General features: G+C 38.3%; 13 protein-coding genes and 2 pseudogenes. 14 read left to right on the plus strand and 1 reads right to left on the minus strand.

Features of this window, described 5'->3' with window-relative positions; translation table 11 throughout:
• The first annotated feature begins 32 nt into the window (after positions 1-32).
• From AC4CVF_RS04685 to AC4CVF_RS04745, 13 genes and pseudogenes are all read left to right on the plus strand, one after another.
• A complete protein-coding gene (locus AC4CVF_RS04685) occupies positions 33-3,656 on the plus strand; it encodes a tape measure protein (RefSeq protein ID WP_490789017.1) in 3,624 nt (1,207 codons plus the stop codon).
• Between the two features lie 54 nt (positions 3,657-3,710).
• Positions 3,711-4,268, plus strand: a complete 558-nt coding sequence (locus AC4CVF_RS04690; protein WP_490789018.1) for a hypothetical protein — start codon at positions 3,711-3,713, stop codon at positions 4,266-4,268.
• Positions 4,255-4,596, plus strand: coding sequence for a phage tail protein (locus AC4CVF_RS04695; RefSeq protein ID WP_490789019.1), 342 nt, complete (start codon positions 4,255-4,257; stop codon positions 4,594-4,596). The genes AC4CVF_RS04690 and AC4CVF_RS04695 overlap by 14 nt, the downstream gene beginning before the upstream one ends.
• Positions 4,597-4,646: 50 nt before the next feature.
• Positions 4,647-4,793 (plus strand): annotated as a pseudogene (locus AC4CVF_RS04700) (phage tail fiber protein); the annotation flags it as partial.
• Between the two features lie 6 nt (positions 4,794-4,799).
• On the plus strand, positions 4,800-5,354 hold the full coding sequence (locus AC4CVF_RS04705; protein WP_490789911.1) for a tail fiber domain-containing protein: 555 nt from the start codon (positions 4,800-4,802) through the stop codon (positions 5,352-5,354).
• The gene (locus tag AC4CVF_RS04710; protein ID WP_490789020.1) at positions 5,338-6,144 is read left to right on the plus strand and encodes a phage minor tail protein L; all 807 of its coding nucleotides are present in this window, start codon (positions 5,338-5,340) and stop codon (positions 6,142-6,144) included. The genes AC4CVF_RS04705 and AC4CVF_RS04710 overlap by 17 nt, the downstream gene beginning before the upstream one ends.
• Positions 6,145-6,147: 3 nt before the next feature.
• A complete protein-coding gene (locus tag AC4CVF_RS04715) occupies positions 6,148-6,924 on the plus strand; it encodes a C40 family peptidase (RefSeq protein WP_490789021.1) in 777 nt (258 codons plus the stop codon).
• Positions 6,890-7,477, plus strand: a complete 588-nt coding sequence (locus AC4CVF_RS04720) for a tail assembly protein (protein ID WP_490789022.1) — start codon at positions 6,890-6,892, stop codon at positions 7,475-7,477. The genes AC4CVF_RS04715 and AC4CVF_RS04720 overlap by 35 nt, the downstream gene beginning before the upstream one ends.
• A gap of 53 nt (positions 7,478-7,530) precedes the next feature.
• Positions 7,531-11,949, plus strand: a pseudogene (locus AC4CVF_RS04725) (TipJ family phage tail tip protein).
• Positions 11,946-12,485: a DUF4376 domain-containing protein gene (locus tag AC4CVF_RS04730; RefSeq protein WP_490789023.1), complete on the plus strand. Its 540-nt coding sequence runs from the start codon at positions 11,946-11,948 to the stop codon at positions 12,483-12,485. Before AC4CVF_RS04725 ends, AC4CVF_RS04730 begins: the two are co-directional and overlap by 4 nt.
• 44 nt (positions 12,486-12,529) lie before the next feature.
• Positions 12,530-12,793, plus strand: coding sequence for a holin (locus AC4CVF_RS04735; protein ID WP_419314941.1), 264 nt, complete (start codon positions 12,530-12,532; stop codon positions 12,791-12,793).
• Positions 12,777-13,283 (plus strand): lysozyme, encoded by a 507-nt coding sequence (locus tag AC4CVF_RS04740; RefSeq protein ID WP_490789024.1) that lies wholly within the window; start codon positions 12,777-12,779, stop codon positions 13,281-13,283. The genes AC4CVF_RS04735 and AC4CVF_RS04740 overlap by 17 nt, the downstream gene beginning before the upstream one ends.
• Positions 13,280-13,783 carry a hypothetical protein gene (locus AC4CVF_RS04745; RefSeq protein ID WP_490789025.1) on the plus strand — a complete coding sequence of 168 codons (504 nt, stop codon included), beginning with the start codon at positions 13,280-13,282 and terminating at the stop codon, positions 13,781-13,783. The genes AC4CVF_RS04740 and AC4CVF_RS04745 overlap by 4 nt, the downstream gene beginning before the upstream one ends.
• A 1,310-nt stretch (positions 13,784-15,093) precedes the next feature.
• On the opposite strand, the gene AC4CVF_RS04750 is transcribed toward AC4CVF_RS04745, so the two are convergent.
• A complete protein-coding gene (locus AC4CVF_RS04750) occupies positions 15,094-16,503 on the minus strand; it encodes a short-chain fatty acid transporter (protein WP_490789026.1) in 1,410 nt (469 codons plus the stop codon).
• Between the two features lie 920 nt (positions 16,504-17,423).
• On the opposite strand from AC4CVF_RS04750, the gene AC4CVF_RS04755 reads away from it, so the two are divergent.
• Entirely contained in the window at positions 17,424-19,613 is a 2,190-nt protein-coding gene (locus AC4CVF_RS04755) for a TonB-dependent receptor domain-containing protein (protein WP_490789027.1), read from the plus strand.
• The last annotated feature ends 106 nt before the right edge of the window (positions 19,614-19,719 follow it).

Genomic DNA, 19,719 nt, shown 5'->3' on the forward strand with positions numbered 1-19,719 from the left:
AAGGTGGTTTTTTATTGCCTGAGGAAAAGTAAATGGCTACAAAACTAGGATCATTAACACTTGATTTAATATGCCGCACAGGTAGGTTTACTCAAGGTATGCGAGATGCATCAAATTCAGCAAGTCGTGAAATGGGGCGAATTGAATCTAGCACTCAGGCTGTTAATTCAATGCTTAAGCAACTAGCCACTACAGCTGCTGCAACATTTACGGTTTCTCAGGTTGTAAATTATGCTGACAGTTATACTGGCATGGTTAATAAATTAAAGCTCGTCACCACGACACAGACTGAGCTTAGCCGCGCAATGAGCGATACCCATCAAATAGCACAAGGTAGTGCATCTGATTGGGCTAGTGTTGTGGATGTTTATACTAAATTTCAAAAAATCTCAGATCGTTTGGGTTTATCTCAAAAAGAAGTGGCTCGAATTACTGAAACAGTTACCAAGTCTGTTGGGATGTCTGGTGCGAGTGCTGATGAAGCGCAACGATCATTGGTTCAGTTTTCACAAGGTTTATCATTAGGGGTTTTAAGAGGCCAAGATTTAAACTCTGTCATGGCTCAAACCCCTGGTCTCACAGATGCAATAGCAAAAGGGATGGGTGTAACTTCTGATAAATTAAAGCAAATGGGTGCAGACAATGTCCTGACAACTGAATTGGTTGTAAATGCGCTTAAAAAAGTTGCAGATTCTGTCGATGAGGATTATGCAAAAACAGCTACAACTGTAGCCTCATCATTTAATCTGATAAAAAATGAATCAATCCGAATGATCGGGGAGTTTGATTCAGCAACTGGTGCATCAGCTAAATTTGTCGCAGGAATGACATTGCTGTCTAAAAACATGGACACAGTCACCAATACAATGATGATTGGTGGTGCTTATATGGCTGGTACTTATATCCCAGTACTAGCAACCACTACAATTGGATTTATAAAAAGCAGTGCTGAAGCGGTACGCTACCAAGTTGCATTGGCTGGTATGCAAGCAAGTGCAACAGGTGCAAGCAGAACACTTGTTGTACTAAAAGGTGTTTTAGGTGGGCCAGCAGGCTTGGGGATTATGGCAGCTTCAGCGGCGGCAGGATTCCTTTTGATGAGAGACTCATCCAAAGACACACAGAGCGCTTTAGAAGAGCAAGGTTTAACAGTTGACGAGCTAAAAGTTAAATATAGTCAACTTAACGCTGAACAGTTGAAGTTAAAGGCATTAGGTGCCTCAGATGCAATTGAAGCTGAAAACGAAAAAATTAGAACATCGTTTGTATCCCTCGAACGATATATAAGCGATTTGAATGGGCAGGGGAACACTGATCAAGCTAGAGCATTACAACAATATCTAGATGAGTTAAGGGCTGGTGGGGATAGTGCTAAAAATGCGTTTGCTAGACTTGAAAAGCAAAAGATTGGTAGTCCTGCCGTAATTGAATATGCTGCTAAATTAGGGGTTACTGTAAAGGACTCTACAAAGGAGATTGACAAGCAAAACCAAATCCTTAGCATTGCATCAAATAAGCATCTTGATCATGCTAAAGCTGCTAAAACTGGTGCAGAAGGGGTTGGTAAAGTTGGTATAGAGGCAGTTAGTGCTGCAGCCAAAGTTAAGAATTTAGGTGAAGAAGTTCAAAAATTCATTAATGATTCTTTGAATTCAACTACTGATAACTTACGAAAATATCAGCTCATATCTCAAGGCTATACTACTGCTACAGCTGAAATGATTCTTGCGGCTGAAAAAGCTGAAGGAATTGGCAGGGATTCGCCATTAGGTAAAAACGCAGCCTTATCTGTGTTGTCAACCTCGACTCTTGCCACTCAGGTATTATCACAAAAGAAACTGACAGATTTAACGGATGCCAGAAGTGAGGCTGAGAAAAAAGTCAATGAGGAGCTTAAAAAGCGCAAAGAGTTGCTTGAAAAGACTGTCAGTTCTAAGACTATTGATTCAGTAATTGCGCGTGGTGAAGGGAATTACAACTCGTTCAACAAAGGCAAAGCTGGCGACAGTGTTGGATCAAAATTAAATCTAGTTGATATGACTGTTGGGCAAATTAGAGCATTGCAAAAAAATGGTTCTATATTCGCAGCTGGAAAATATCAAAATATACCCTCTACACTTCAAGGTGCTATTGATGCTGGTATTGTATCTGTTGCTGAAAAATTTAATGCAAATGTTCAAGAGCGTATAGTTCAGCAGTATCTGCTTACTGCCAAGAAAGACCGTGGAAGTATTGAAGATTACATTAAGAGTAAGAGTGATAATCTTTATGCTGCAAATCTAGATTTAGCGAAAGAATTTGCTTCTGTTGCCAGCCCTGTGACTGGTAAGTCTTATTACGATGGTAAGGCTGGGAATAAAGCAAGTATTAGCGTTAAAGAAGCTCAAAACGCCTTAAAGGCTAGTCGTGAGCTTTATACACAAGCGATTGCTTCTGGTAAATCAGCAGAGGAAGCATGGAAGGCTGCATTTAGTGGATCTATATCTTTTGTTGAGGGTTCTGACGAGCAAAAGAGTTTGGAGAAATTAGCCAGTTATAAAGAAAAACTTGCTGAAGAAAGAACTGCTTTGATTGAGTACTATGACGATTGGCAAAAACTTGAAAACAAGAACTCTGAAGCGGTTAAAAATATTCGAGAGACTTTTGCTAAAGATCCAAAGGCGATGGAAGATCATTTAGCTCTTCAGGAGGTAAAATATCAGGAAGATGTAGAAAACTACATTAAAGCTGGTGATGATCGAGTAAAAGCTGACCATCAAGCAACTCAAGATATTATTGATACTCGTCAAGCTGCATTCGACAACATCAATAATCCTCTTTACTCCATGAGAGATAAAGGGGTTGAGGCAATTGCTCAATCTTCTTTAAGTCCACTCGCTTATCAGAAATGGGATTTAAATAGACAGCAGCAGGATGGTTTTTCTCAACTTGGTGATGATTTAAATACTGGATCTTTAGCAATAAGCAAAAGTGACATTTTGAGTGAGCAAGAGAAGAAGGATAAATTACTTCAGATCGAGCAAGAATATCAGGATGCAAAACTGGCACTTGCACAAACCTATGACCAACAACATCGAGACCTTGAAGATCAAACTCAAGCCGCATCCTTGGCAGGATATGGCGCAATGTTTGGGATGATGGGTTCAATGTTTGATGCTTATGGTGATAAGGAGAGTACAGGTTATAAGGTTGCGTTTGCAATGCAGAAAGCCTTTGTCCTATCAAGTGCTATTCTGAATGCTAAAGGCGCTGTGATGGCGGCTTGGAATGATCCAGCAAATACTACCATTTGGCAGAAAATGGCAGCGGCAGCAGCTACTGTTGTTCAAACCAATGATCTTATGTCTGCAATCCAAGGTGTTGCTTTAACTGGTATGGCCCACGATGGTATCGCCAACGTGCCTGAAGAAGGTACATGGTTATTAAGCAAGGGTGAGCGTGTTTTGAATCCACAAGACAATAAAGCACTTACCAATATGATTAATAATGGCGGTGGTGGCGGTGACGTCACAATCCAAGTCAATATCACTGACTCTGGCGTGAATACTTCAGGTGGCAATACTCAAAATCAAAAGCAACTCGGTGATGCGATTGGCAATGCAGTAAGAGCAGTGATTATGAAAGAGAAGCGGCAGGGCGGTTTGTTGTCGAAGTAATTAATTTAAATATAGAGCCCACTTTTTAAGTGGGTTTTTCTTTGGAAAAAATTTATGAAAAATAATCATATTGCTTTGGTTTTGGCTGTCTTAATAGCTCTTGTTTATTTAGCATGCTCAAAAGTTATCACATCCGATCAGCTTCAAAACTTCACATTTGCTTTCATTTTTGGTTTGAGTTTTGCGTTGTTATTCCGCAAGAAATCTAAAATTGTCAGTAATCAACAACAGCTCGGTCAGGAAATTGGAAATGCGGTACGAAGCGTAATAGCCAAGGAAAAGCGAAAGAGTGGGCTACTAGCAACCAGTCAAAAACATTCTTGTGCATACTCGATCATTCATCAAGTTGAAGGTATTCATCGTGCTAAGTCAATAATGGCTGAAATACCTAAACGTATTTTTTCTATGAAATTAGTTGAAATGACCCATTATGATCCAGTTTGGCGTGGTTATTGGTATGCAACTGAACACAAGGGTACTAATCAAAAGGAATATTTTGCTTGCCACTTGGGAGAGTTACTGACATTCCCAAACTCAAATCCTCCTAATCTTATTTCGCTTGAATCTATAGCAGATGCAATCAGAGAGATTGAAAAAGATGAGCAACCGTAAATTCACCTACTGCCAAAACTTTGAAGGTAATTCTCAATCCAATACATTTAAAGTATTAACCAGTAAATTTGGTGATGGTTATGAGCAAAATGTCTCGGTAGGGATTAACAATAAGTCAGGTGTCTGGCAATTCTCTAAAAATGGTAAAGAGGCTTTAATTCGAGAAATTAAGGCCTTTTTTGATGATCATAAGGGTGCAGATTCGTTTCTGTGGGATTCGCCTTTAGATGGTGAAGTGCGTGTCAAAGCTGGTGAATATCAATTGGTATCGTTAGGCGCTGGCATGTGGCAAATCTCAACTACCTTTACCCAAGTTTTTTACCCTTAAATCTAATCAACTTCACGCCCCACTAGCTGGGGCTTTTTAGTGAGAAAAATATGACTATTCAAACTGGAAATTTAGGTGCTGCACCAAGTGGTGCAGGTGGTGATACATTTCGTTCTTTTGCCACTAAGATGAATGAAAACTTCACCAATTCCGAACATGCTGCAAACAAACTGATTGGTACATCTGGTGCAAAAGTACCCTTAATGAACAATACCAATACTTGGGTTCCTCAGATAATCAGTGGTGATTACCCTGCTTTAAGATATGAAGTGAAAAGTATCCAGCAAGGTGTTGTTGGCCGTTGGAATACTCTAGAGTGTTCAGATGGTGGAGGTACTTCATCTATCTATTTTGCAAGAAGGAGTAGCCCCGATGAAAATGCAAATCAAGTCATTGTCTATTTTCCAACTGCATCAGGCACAATCGCTTTAACTACTTCAGATGAAAATATTAAAGATAAAGAAAACTTAGTTGATGAGACTGAATGCCTTGAGCGGCTAAGCAAATTGGAGCTGTGGAACTATAAATATAAATTTGAAGCATCACAATCAAAAGATATTGCTGCAGAACCTAAGCGCGGATTTATGGCACAACAAGCATATTCAGTTGATCCGCGATATGCTATTCGACCTGTTACAGAACATGAATTATGGGGCATTGATGATCGTGCAATTATTGCTGATTTAGTGGGTGCTATTCGTGTACTAAAAGCCGAAATTGATCAATTGAAAGGTGCAGGTAATGACACTCAACAGTGATTTTCAAAAGCTGTATGTAGATGGATTAATCACATTATTTGAATTAGACGCCAGCAACTTGGGAGCTGGCGTTTTACGTTTCCATGGTCATATCTCATATGAAGACTGGGAAAAGATTTATAGCTCTATTGGTTCAGATGGCTTGATAGGTGCAGATATCGACTCGATTGGCAAGATATTTGATATTGGTGATGAGAAAGTATGGCATCGCAATATTATCTTTAATGGTCAGACTTTTGAGCCAATGGCGTTACAAGTTAGTGGTTTGGAAATGCGCAGTGATGGAAAAGCCTCATCACCGACTTTAAGCATGGCCAATTACATTAATGGTATCCAAGGCGCTGTATCTGCATATTGTTATCGCTTTAAAGATTTTGCAGGCGCAAAACTAAAAGTTATTCGTACCTTGGCCAAGTATCTTGATTCTGAAAACTTTGCTGAAGGCAATCCATCGGCCAATCCAAATGAATCGAAAATACAGCATTGGTTTATAGAACAAAAAACTTCTGAAAATTCCACTCAAGTGACATTTGAGCTTTCAAATCCTATTGATTTCCAAGGTTTAAAAATACCTGTCCGCAATATCACTGGATATTGTGATTGGGCAATGCGTGGCGATTATCGTGGAGAATCTTGTAAATATACCGGGATGAAATATTTTACTGACAAGGATGAGCCTACAGATGATCCAAGTCAGGACAGATGTGTTGGTCGATTTGGTTCATGTCGATTACGAGATAACGAAGCAAATTTTGGTGGGTTTCCATCCTCAAATATGTTTGGGCGATAGCACATGAAAATCAAAGCAAAATTGAAAATGCAAATTATCACAGCTGCTATGGAGGCCTATCCACATGAAATGTGTGGCGTGGTTCAGAATGGTGAGTTTATTCGGCTTCCTAATATTTCAAAAGATGCAAAAAATCATTTTGAAATTGATCATCAAGCCTTAGCTGAAATTGAAGATCAAGGTGAAATTGAGGCCTATGTACATAGCCATCCTGATGGTACAGCCGTTGCTTCACCATTAGATAAACATCAAATAGAGCTTCACGGAAAACCTTGGATTATCTGTGCTTATCCTGATACGGATATCCAGGTGTTTCACCCAACTGGCTATAAGGCGCCATTGATTGGTCGTCATTATTTCCATGGTTGGCAAGATTGCTATGCGTTGGTTCGTGATTTCTATTTACGTGAACTTGGCATAAAGCTTGATGATTTTGAGCGCGATGACAAGTGGTGGGAATCAAAAGAACATACTTCTTTGTATTTAGATAATTATGAAAAAGCAGGTTTCTATGAAGTTTTCGAACCGCAGTATGGTGACATGATCATTTGCAAAGTTGGACGTACCGAGCATCCTAATCATGCTGTTCTCTGGCTAGGTGATCAAGCGACCTTGAAATCTGAAAATGCTCAACCATGTATCGGCTCAACATTGATTTTACATCATCCATATAACCGTGAATCAGAACGCACTGTCTATGGACCAAATTGGGTAGAACGCACAGTTAAAATATTGAGGCATAAAGATGTACAAAACAATTCGATTTCACGGAGTGCTTAGAGAGCGGTTCGGTAAAGAATGGCGGCTAGAAGTTAATTCTGTAAAAGAAGCGATGCGGTTACTTTCAGCACAAATAAAAGGTCTAGAGCATTTCATGCTGAATGCACATAAGCAAGGACTTCGTTTTGCTGTATTCACAGACAAGCGTAAAACAATTTCTGAAAAAGAAGTGGATATGCAGACTGCAAGTGAATTGATTCGAATTGTCCCTGTTGTTGAAGGTGCAGGTGGTGATGGTGGATTACTCAATACCATTCTTGGGGCTGTAATGATTGTTGTTGGTGTGGTGATGATGTATTTCCCTGGTACACAAGCTATGGCTCCTTCAGTGATTGGAGCTGGTATTGGTTTATTGGTCGGTGGTATTGCCTCAATGCTCATGCCAAAAGCCCAAACAGATGATGCCAATAGTGATGGCAATAAAGCCAATAAGGGTTTTGGTGGTGCAGTCACCACTGTTGGCCAAGGCAATCCAGTCCCCATTTTATACGGACAAAGAGAGATTGGCGGTTTTATTATTTCCGCTGGCCAGTACCCTGAAGATCAACTCTAATTATTTTTGTTTCCTGGCGCATTTAGCGCCTTTTTTATTGCTTGAGATAAAGTATGAATACAAATATTAAAGGAGCTAAAGCAGGCTCAAGCAAATCAAGAACGCCTGTAGTCGCTTCTGATTCAGCTCAAAGTATTGTTTATTACAAAATCTTAATGGGCATGGCGGAGGGAGAAATTGAGGGCTTGGCCAATGGCTGGAAATCAGTCTATCTTGATGACACACCCATTTTAGATGCTTCAGGCAATAGTAACTTTGAGTCAGTTACGCGCGATTTCCGCACCGGTACCAATGATCAAGATTATATAGAAGGGTTTGTTGAAACTTCGAATATCAATGATGTCAATGTAGAACTTACCACACAATGGGTGAGATCCATTTCAAATACCAGTATTGATGCTATACGTGTGCTTTTACGTTTTGGCGCATTGAGAACCACTAATCCAAAAAACGGTGATGTAACTGGTGTATTGATTAAGTATGCAATTGATATCAGTACAGATGGTGCAGCGTATGTTGAAATGATCAACACAGCAATCGATGACAAAACTTCTGATGCTTATGTGCGTCCACACCGTATAGATCTACCAAAAGCGCAAACAGGTTGGAATATTCGCGTTAGACGTTTAACGCCACCAGCGAATAGTGATTACATTACTGACAAAATGTATATCGATTCATACTCTGAAGTCATTGATGCAAAATTAAGTTATCCAAATACAGCGCTTTTATCTTTACAGTATGATGCTCAAACCTTTTCAAATGCTGCCAAGGTTGCAGTAGAGGCTAAGGGGATTAAGGTACGTGTACCAACAAATTACGATCCTGAATCACGTCAGTATGTTGGCATTTGGGATGGCTCATTTAAACGCGCTTATTCAAATAATCCTGCATGGATTTACTATGATCTATGTACAGCAAAGCGATATGGCTTAGGTGAACGAATCACTGATGCAATGTTGGATAAAGCCAGCCTGTATCGCTTAGCGCAGTATTGTGATGGCATGGTGTCAGATGGTGAAGGGGGATTAGAACCACGTTTCACCTGTAATATTTATATTCAATCTGCTGAAGATGCTTATTCAATTCTTACAAAATTAGCAGGTTTGTTTCGAGCTATTTCATATTGGGATGGTGATTCGATTATCTGTGAAGCTGATGCCCCAGATGATGTTTATTATGCTTAAACCAATGCCAATGTAATTGATGGCAATTTTGAGGGGTCAGGTACACGTAATCGAGATCGTCACAATGTCGCCAAAGTTGCATGGGATGATCCTAAGAATCGCTACAAAACTGATTATGAGATTGTGCGAGATGAACGTGCGATTGCTGAAGCTAAAGCAGTTCGAATTGTAGATGTTGATGCATGGGGCTGTACGAGTCGTGGTCAGGCGCAACGTGCTGGCTTATGGGCTTTACGTTCAGAGCAAAATGAAACCCAGACAGTCACTTTTAAAGTGGGTCTAGAAGGTCAAATCACGCCACCTGGTAAAATTATTTCTGTGGCTGATAATGATTTTGCTGGCCGCTTTATTGGTGGTCGTATCAAAGCTGTTTCAGCAGATCGTAAAACAATCACTTTGGATCGTGATGTTTTAGCTCAACCAAATGACGTGATTTATGTTAATGGTGAATCTGGCCAGTCAGTTCAACGTCAATTGGCTTCAATCAATGGTCAGGTCGTTACGGTCACACAAGCTTTTAATGTGGGGGAAATAGCTGCACAAAATGCTTGGAATATTGATTCAACGGATTTAAAAACACGTAAATTTCGAGTTGTTTCACTGACTCAGGATGATGAACATCAATTTACAATCACTGCTGTTGAATACAATGCTGCTAAATATGATGCCATTGATAATGGCGCATTTATTGATGATGTGCCAACTACCATTATTAATCCAGTAGTACAAGCACCTGCAACCAATGTTCAAATTGAATCCTATGATTCAGTGCAACAAGGGATCAACATTGCGACCATGATCATTAAATGGGTCAAGGCAGAGTATGCGGTGAAGTATCTTGTCGAGTGGCGCAAGGATAATGATTCTTGGATCAAGATGCCGACCACTGGTGCAACCTCAGTTGAAATACCAGGGATTTATGCAGGTAGTTATCAAGCGCGTGTAACGGCTATTTCTGCTTTCGATATTACCTCTTTAGCAGCGAGTTCAGCATTAACCACATTGCAAGGCAAACAAGGCAAACCACCAAAACTTGCCAATATCCATGCTGAAGGTATTTTATTTGGCATGAAATTAACCTGGTTGTTTCCATCTGTTGGCGCACTTGATACAGCATATACGGAGATTGAGGTTTCACCAGATAGCACCTCAAATATTGCTCAACTTGGTTTGTTTGCTTATCCGACAACGGTGCACACGATTCAAGGTATGCAGCCAAACTTACGTCAGTATTATCGCGGACGCTTGATTGACCGTATTGGTAATGTAGGCGATTGGTCTGATTGGGTCAGTGGTGTGACTTCCGCAGATGCATCAGATGTGCTTGATCTTTTAAATGAGCAAATCACTGAAAGCCAGTTGCATAAAGACTTACAGACCAAGATTGATCACATTGAAACGATTGATGGTGAAATAGGGCCTATCAAACAGGACATTCAGAATACAAAGGATCAGATCAATCAAGAAATTCTTGATCGTCAATCTGCAATTCAACAAGCGAAAGATGGTTTGTCTCAGCAAATTATTGATGGTGATGATGCAGTACTTGAAGTTGTTGATACTGTTAAGAAGTCTAGTGATGACGGTATAGCAGCTGCACAAAATAGCATTAAGGTTGTTGCGGATGAATTAAAACTGACTGCTGAAAAAACAGATGGTGTTTATGCGCAGTTGAATCCTCCCTTGATTGGGTCGGCAACGGATTTGATTGGCAATGATCAAGGCTTCGCGGGAACTTGGTCACTCCAATCCGCAATGATTGAAGGTGATCTAGTTTTAAGTAAGCGCATTGATACAACTGTTGCTCAAGTCGATGATGTTCAGGCCTTTGCACAGCAAGAAGTTCAAGCGCGTATTGAGGGTGATAAGGCCACTGTTCAAAAGATTGATACTTATATTGTTGAAAATGATCAGGCATTAGCAACTGTGCGTAATTCAGCACAAATTGCGGTTGATAAATCAAATGCAAATGCTGAATTAATTGATGCATTGGAGTTGGAGCTAGATGATAAAGCCTCAACAGGACAATTGACGCAAGTTAAGTCTGAGATTGAACAGGATTATAACGGCAAGATCACAGCACAAACGACACGGATCGATGGTGTTTATGCACAAGTCAATCCAACTTTAATTGGTTCAGAATCTGAATTGATTGGTAACTCTGGTGGATATGCTGGCGTATGGTCTGAACAATCAGCACGAATTGAAGCTGATTTAGCTCAGTCTATTCGCACTGACCAAGTTACTGCCCAAATGAACCAGAATGATGCTTTGTATCAGCAACAGATTAAAGCAACAGCAGATGCGGTATCAGCTAACGTTAAATTGACTGAAACACTTCAAACAAAAGTTGGAGACAATGAAGCTTCGATTCAAGAAGTTGCTGAATCAACCAATGGTTTGTACGCACAAAAATTTACTAAAATTGATGTGAATGGCAAAGTTATTGGGTGGGGTGGGGCCAATGATGGTGTAGAGGGACAGTATATCTTTGATGTTGATTCATTGGCTATTGGACGTGGTGATAGTGTCGGGTACTACCCATTTATATTTCGAACCACACCATTTACTGACCCTGTGACAGGAACAGTATTTCCTGTTGCCGCATACTTGAAATCAGTGTTTATGGATTATCAATCTGTTAAGACTTCACATATTGAAGATTTGGCTGTAAAAACAGCAAAGATTGAAGATTTAGCCGTGACAGCAGGAAAAATCAAAGATTTAGCAGTAGGTACTTTAAAGATACAAGATGAAGCAGTCACTGTTCCAACATCAATCAAGTCAACAAGTGAAATCGTCGTTTCAGGAGCCTATAGTCCGCAATACAGCGATTATAATTCTCAACTTGCAGAGTGGGAGGCTAAATTCGGGAATTTATTAACAGCAACAATCAACAGATCAGGAGGGAAATGCCGAATAGATGCATCTTGTATTGCTTTTAAGAGTGAATACTTGACTGCTTATGCAGTTGATGGTGGCTCGCTTTCATATTTTGAAAGGTTAAACCTTAGGGCAGTTGTTTCGATCTACAGAAATGGAACTTTAGTCGCCCGGCAGGAAACACCTCCGACTGATGTAATGAGTTCTGGTGGATTTTATTTCACTGGAACTTTTGCGGTGAATGCTGGGATAGAAGACATTTTTAGCGGGCTAGCTACTTATGTTCTCAAATTAGGTTTTGCAAATCGCAATACTCGCGCGATACGTATTACTTTAAACAGCACTACAGGTATTTTTAGCATTCAAAGTCCACAAATGATTCTGACGGAAATGAAGAAATGACAGCTATTATTTCAAAAAGAGGTGAGCTGCTACAGTTGATTTATGCAAATAAAGAAACAATTGCACTAAATAAACCGCTTGGTTGTTTGGCTGTTTCAGACCCTCCATCCTCAAATATGTATTACCGTGGGTGGTGGGCACACATACCCAAACAACCATCAACTCATCATATATTTGATTATAATTTGAAACAGTGGATTGATCCTCGGTCATTAGATCAAGCTAAAGACCAGAAATGGTCGGAGATCAAAATTCAAAGAGAAACCGCCGAATATGGCGGTTTTTCTTTTTTAAACTTTACTTTTGAGTCAGATGTTACTTCTCAGTCCCGGATCATCACAGCCAGTGAACTTGGCGCAGATGTGGAATGGACTTTAAAAGACAACTCAATCGTTTCGCTAAATGCAGAACAATTGAAAGGTTTGAGAATTGCGTTAGCTCAGCATGTTTCAAACTGTCATTCAAGAAGTCGAATAGCTCGGCAACTTATTTATGACTCAGAAAGTATTGATCAAATAGAATCAATTCAGTTTTAGCACCCAACAGGGTGCTTTTTTATTGCCAAAAATTAGGGGGTTACATGTCTGAACAAGCGTTAGACACATCGGCTACAGCTCTTGTAGCAAGCAAAGCAGTTGGTTATGGGGGATCAGTTTCAGGCGTATTATCTGCTTGGCTTGGCTCAGTAGATATAGTTGTTTGGGTAAGTATTATTGTTGCAATTGGCGGTTTCTTAATGAACTTCTATTTCGCGCGTAAGAAAGACAAACGTGATGAACTAGAACACAAAGCCTATATCGCATCACTTCAAATTAAGGGGAAGATCGATGTCAAACAAGACTAAAATTTTAGTGGCTAGTCTAGCAGCTTCAGCTGCTTTTTTTACGTCTTTAATTGGCTATGAGGGGTACAAATCAAAGCCATATTTGGACAGTGCCAAAGTTGCGACTATCGGAATTGGGTCCACATCATACGAAAACGGCACAAAAGTCAAAATGACTGACAAGCCGATCACCAAAGAACGAGCAGTTGAAATTGCCAAGGCTCATATTGCAAAGGATGAAGCGGCTTTCCGCAAGTCATTGCAAGGCGTGAAGCTAACTCAGACTGAATATGATGTGTATTTGGACTTTGTTTACAACTATGGCCAAGCAAATTGGAATGGCTCATCAATGCTCAGAAATCTTAAAGCAGGGCAGTATAAACAAGCATGTGCATCATTGCTTAAATACAAATACGTTGCCAAACGTGATTGTAGTATTCGCTCCAATGGTTGTTATGGTGTTTGGACACGGCAGCAAGATCGCTATAACAAGTGTATGGGGGCGCAATGATTCAGTCATTCTTAGCGAAATTCTATGAAACCGTCATTATCGCAATGGCGGTTTTTTTATTGTTGGCCATAACGGCATTAGGTATTCAATCATGGCGTGTAAATCATTTTAAAAGTGAATACACATTATTGAATGCAAAATACAAAACAGAAGTTGCTGAATCTAAAGCACTGGCAGAACAAGCAAAAGCACCTGCAGCACTAAAAGAGAAACAATGGTCTGAACAACAGTTAAAAGCGGAGCAAAACTATAATGCTAAAATTAAACAAATTGAGTCTGATAGTCGCATTGCTAGTGCCAGTGCTGACAGCTTGTCAAAGCAGCTCAAAATTGCAAGCAGTCGTTTGTCCAACACCTCCAAAGAAACCATCATTGAGTACACCACTGCCAACAGTGACATACTCGAAAACTGCATCACTGAATATCGAGCAGTGGCAGAAAAAGCTGATGGACACGCAGCTGATGCAGAAAAATTGAGGGAAGCATGGCCCTCGGAGTGAGGGCTTTATCTCTAGGAATAATTTTGGAATAGAAAACTACTCAAAAAGCAAAAAACAAGGTGTATTAAAATATGTTTTAAACTATTAAATACATACTCAAATGTAATGACAATGGTAGTTCTTTATTCAGCAAATAATCGGTTTGCTCGAGATTCATCCCATCAAAATAGATGTGCTCAAAATTGAGCGCATCATTCAACCATAGTGAACATCACCACAGCTCAATTTATATCTATTTATTTTTAGTCTTGTCTACTAATTCGAGTTCTTTAAAAGTAGACCCATAGTAGACCATAAATAGACTGCTAATTATTTCTAAATATTGCTTATTAGAGTTAATTTTATATAAGTTTATGATTTTAAACATTAGGTTGTGGTGCTTATGTTTTTTATTATTGCTTATTATTGCTACATTTCATATAAATATTAGAATTTGGAATTCGAATTTATTACTCATGTTGCTATGCATTCCTGTGTTGTTTATTGCATATCTATCAATTGCTTGCCAGTATTCACTTGTGCTGTTTCAATTTAAAATGATTCAGTTGGAAGAAGATGAGCTTTATATCGCTGATCTGATTGCTTCATTGAATTTTACAATACTTATAAGGGAACCTATCAACTATGCCAAAAGCATCTGTGAGATCTTTTGAGAGAAACGGAAATCTACATGAACAGAGGCCTGGTTGATTAAACAGTACGTGTATATAGCCTTTAGAGGCTATATAGTAGAAAAATTAAATCGATTTGACCCACTTATAAATTTGCACAAGAGTTTAACACTGACTTTGGCGCGAATTTTAGCACAAGGCATGCTTTCTCAAATGGCACAAGATTACAATCCGAATGTGCTAAGGAGGGCTGACAGAGATTAGCTTGAGGATTCTTTGAATGAAGTAGCATCAGTGAGTACTGTATTACCCTCACTGTCATACTCAAAAGTTAAATTATAGAATATCACGCAATGATAAAGTAGTTGATGCAGAAAGATTGAGTGAGAAGTATTTCATATAATGACCATTATATTAAATCGAATAGAGAGAACTTTAGTGTTTTAGCTCATCTAAATAAAATTTATATTAAATAAGAGAGCGATACGAAATTATCCATTATAATTTGGAGCTTAAATTTCAACATGAATAATAAATATAGAGGGCAAATTTATGAAAATAATAAGTAATCTATAATATTCCCTGAAATTAACATACTACAACTATACGCAATTTTAGATTATTTATATCAATAGCTTAGTGATATCCTTGCCCTAAACGCTTAAAGTTAGAAGGAGGGCAAGGAAAAGATATTACATTCTAAAAAGTAGGTGGCATATAGGTTAAAGTACGACCAAGAATCCACAATAAGAATAAAACTAAGGGTAAATGGAAGACAAGCTGAGTAACTGTAAATCCAATAACATCTTTGGCTTTTAATTTTAAAATTCCCAGCATGGGTAACATAAAAAAGGGATTAATTAAGTTAGGTAAAGCTTCTGCTGCATTATAAATCTGAACAGACCAGCCCAAATGTACTTTCAGATCGTGTGCAGCCTGCATGACATAAGGTGCTTCAATAATCCACTTACCACCACCAGACGGAATGAAGAAACCTAAAATAGCTGAATACAGCCCCATGACAATTGCGAAAGTTTCCTTAGATGCAATTGATACAAAAAATTCAGCAATATAATGAGATAGAGATAAATCTTGTGCGTTCATTGCACTTGTCATAATAAAAGCAATACTTCCATAGAGTGGAAACTGAATCAGTACGCCAGAAACCGCAGGGACAGCTTTAGATACTGCATTTAAAAAATTTCGAGGAGTTCCGTGTAAAGCAATACCCAGCATTAAGAAGATAAAGTTATAAGTATTTAAACTGGAAATCGCAATAATCGGATTGCTTTTTGTAAACTCATTAAACATCCAGATCAGGCCTAAAACTACAATTAAGATACTGAGAATTGGAGAGTTTTCCAGCCAGTCACCTGGGCGTTTTTTGCTTTGAACTTCGGTCTCTTTATCTACAAAATGAATATCAAATTCATCAATGGTTTTTATACTATTGCCTTTAGGTGCAGACCAGAATGCAATGGCAATTGACACAATAATCAATACTGCAGTCATAATCATAGACTGTGGTAAAAAGATCGTTTCAGTAAAAGGAATAATACCAGTTAAGTTATAAAGTGGTTCTGGTAAGCTCGCCTTGTTTGCCTGTAACTGAGCAGCGGAAGAACTAATGCCAAGTGCCCAAGTTGCTCCCATACCAATAATAGCGGCTGCGGCAGCTGCACGATAATCCATATTCAGCTCTTTACGCTTGGATAGTGCAATCACCAAAAGGGCAGTTAAAACTGTACTCATGGCCCAATTAACCAGTGAAATAAAGAGGCTGACCGTCGCTACAAAAACAATAGCATTCCTTCCAGATGTTGGAATCTGAGCCATTTTTTGAATGAGCATTTCGACGGGTTTAGATACTGAAACCACATAACCAACGACAATCAACATACACATTTGCATCGTAAATGGAATCAAGCTCCAGAAACCATTGCCAAATGAAATTGCGACATCTTGAACAGATGCTCCTATTCCAATCGCAGCTATGGCGACAATGATGACACCTAACAGGGCAAAGATATAGGAATCAGGAAACCATTTTTCTGACCAATCACTGACTTTTATTGCAAATTTTTGTAAAATATTCTGGGTGTTATCCATATTTAAATATCCTATTTATTTGATTATGAAACGAGCACATCCATGTTGAAAATATTGATTTTCGGGCGATAACCATCACTATCAGTGAGTTTGAATATTTGTATAAAAGACTCTCGGATGAGCTTTAGATATATGCACTGTTAAAATTTTTCTAAACTTACATTCCATGCAAGTTCACTTAATTTGATTCCCTTTTTGTGTTACTCAGTCAAAATCTTCAACTATCCTTTTATTAAATTATTAACATTGAATTAGCTTTTTTATAAATTTAAATTTTTAAACATACAATAAGAAAAACTCATTAATCAAAATGGCTTGCTTATATTTATTTGTAATAGCGGGTTATAGGCAGTAACGTTTGAGCACCTAATGTATATGCCATATTTTCCAACTATCAACACTGTCAGCTCATTCCTGAAATATTTTTTCTGATTGTTTAAAAAAAGTTATATATATGATCCTTTATTTTTGCCTACTTATAAGTGCCTAATATTAAGATACACTATATTTTTCTAAAAATATTAATAAGAAATTCTTTAAAATAACCAATAAGTATATATTTAAATCATTAAAGTTTTTGATAAGCCTTACAACATGTTATGGAAATTAAGAAAAGACTTGTTTGAAGATTTAATCTGACAGTAGAAGTTTATATTTAGCGCTGTGTAAAAATGACTTATCGAAGATGAATTTTATAAAATAGTAAAATTTTTAATTGGATCTGTGTCGTTAAATCGCTTTGTGAAAACCAATAAATATTTTATTAAGTTTTAGTTAATTTTAAGTGTAATAAGTCTTTACTGGGAAGGTTATTTTTTGTATGCTTTTTATTACTAATGATAATTCTTATCATTAGTATTTGTGTTATTTGTTTTTATTTTGTCAATTATTTATCTCGTCCATCTATTGGAATTCTATTTATGAGTAAGTTTAACCTTTATCCAATCTCAATTGCATTTTTAGGAATTACAACAACTTCAGCTTTCGCTGAACGCAATACTGAATCTGCAGATCCACAACAACTTGCTACAATTGTTGTTTCTGCTGCGGGTTATGAGCAAAAACTTAAAGATGCACCAGCAAGTATTACTGTGATTACAGAAAAAGACTTAAAAGACAAACGAATAAACTCAATTGCAGACGCTTTAACTGATGTTGAGGGTGTCGATATTAGCCCTAGCGCTGGGAAAACAGGTGGTTTAAATATACGTATTCGAGGGATGGACTCTGAATACTCTCTGGTTTTGATTGATGGTCGTCGTCAGAACAGCACAGGAGACATCACACCAAATGGTTTTGGTGAATCAAATAACAGTTTTATTCCTCCAATTTCAGCAATTGAACGAATTGAGATTATTCGTGGACCAGCTTCTACATTGTACGGTTCTGATGCAATGGGTGGCGTCGTCAATATCATTACAAAAAAAGTTTCAAATGAATGGACAGGCTCAATAACATTAGAAGGCACTTTACTCCCTAGTAGCTCAAGTTTTGGCAATCAACGTGCTGCTGATGCATTTATTACCGGTCCGATTGTTCAAGATTTGTTGGGAGTACAACTTCGTGCTCGAAAAGCGCAACGTAGTCAATCCAATGTAGGCTATCTTGATAACAATAATAATTCAGTAGAACTGAGTATGGGAAATAATCCAACCAAATCGGATTTAGAAACTATAGGGGCTCGCATAACATTCACACCAACTAAGCAACATGATCTCTCCGTAGAGTATGAAAAAACTGAGCAATGGTATGACAATAGTAAAGGGCAACTTGGTACGCTTGGGGCCAATGGTGGCTATGATAATGCACAAGAATATAATAGAGATCGACTCACGCTTGCACATACATGGCGTAATAAATTAGGAAGCTTGGAATCCAGTATTAGTAATACTCAAACTGAAACAGTTGGTCGCCTTATTCCATCACGTGCTCAAGCTGGTTTAAATGTGATGACTCCCCGTCGTTTAGAAAGCGAAGACACGATTTTTGATACTAAATTCGCAACCCAATATCTTGATGGGCACAATATTACCTTTGGTGGACAATGGTGGGATGCGAGCATTAAAGATGGATTAAGAGTGAATAAAGAAGTTTCGTTTAAGCAATTGGGTCTTTTCGCTGAAGACACATGGGCGCTTAGCCCTGATTTAGCTTTAACGGTGGGTTTACGATTTGATGATCATGATACATTTGGTACGTTTTGGACCCCTAGAGCATATCTAGTTTGGAACGCAAATGACAATTGGACGTTTAAAGGTGGCTATAGTGAAGGCTATAAAGCACCTCGCTTAGAACGCCTGACCCATGGAATTTATAACGTAGGTGGGCAAGGACGAACCCCTCTTTTTGGTAACCCAGATTTAAAACCTGAAACAAGTAATAACTTTGAATTAGGTACTTATTTTAATAATGATTCTAATTTTGATGCTAATATCACAGCATTTTATAGTCAGGTGAAGGATAAAATAATCACTGGCCCAATTGAAAGAACATGTGATGCCAAGGATTCTAAAGACAAAAAAGCTTGTGAAGATTTTATGGCAAGTGTGGGTACGCCTTGGTTAATGCAACCTGGAGATACTGGCTCCCGTGCCTGGAGTGTAAGACGTCCGACCAATGCTCAAAAAGCAAATATCTATGGTATTGAAACAGGCTTAAATTGGGAATTTATACCGACTTGGAAATTTGGTTTGAACTATACGTGGACCGAAACGGAAATTCAGGATAATGCACTGGGTAATCCGCCTTTAAACGATACGCCTAAACATATTGTTAACGCGTCGTTAAAATGGCAAGCTGATGATAATATTCAATTATGGGCTCGTGGTGAATATCGTAGTGAACGTGCTCGTTACGCCGCCACATATAATAATTTGTCTGCAATAGAAAAAGGTGTCTATGATGCATTGGGTGATTTTAAGGCATATAGTTTGATGCATATAGGGTCAAATTTTAATGTGAATGATGCGTGGGATATTGGCGTTGCTTTATATAATATTTTTGATAAAAACTTTATTGATTATGAGAAAGTAGGTTCACTTTATTACAATCAATATAGCAATACTCAAGAGGGGCGTCGTGTTCAATTGAGTACAACATTTAAATTCTAATAAATCTCAGCTTAGAGTAGCAATACAAAAGCCCTGTTTTTATAGGGTTTTTGTATGTAGCTTCTTTTATGTATTTAATTTTTATAAAAATATTTACATAAATCGA

Source organism: Acinetobacter sp. LipI_19 (genome assembly GCF_058242925.1).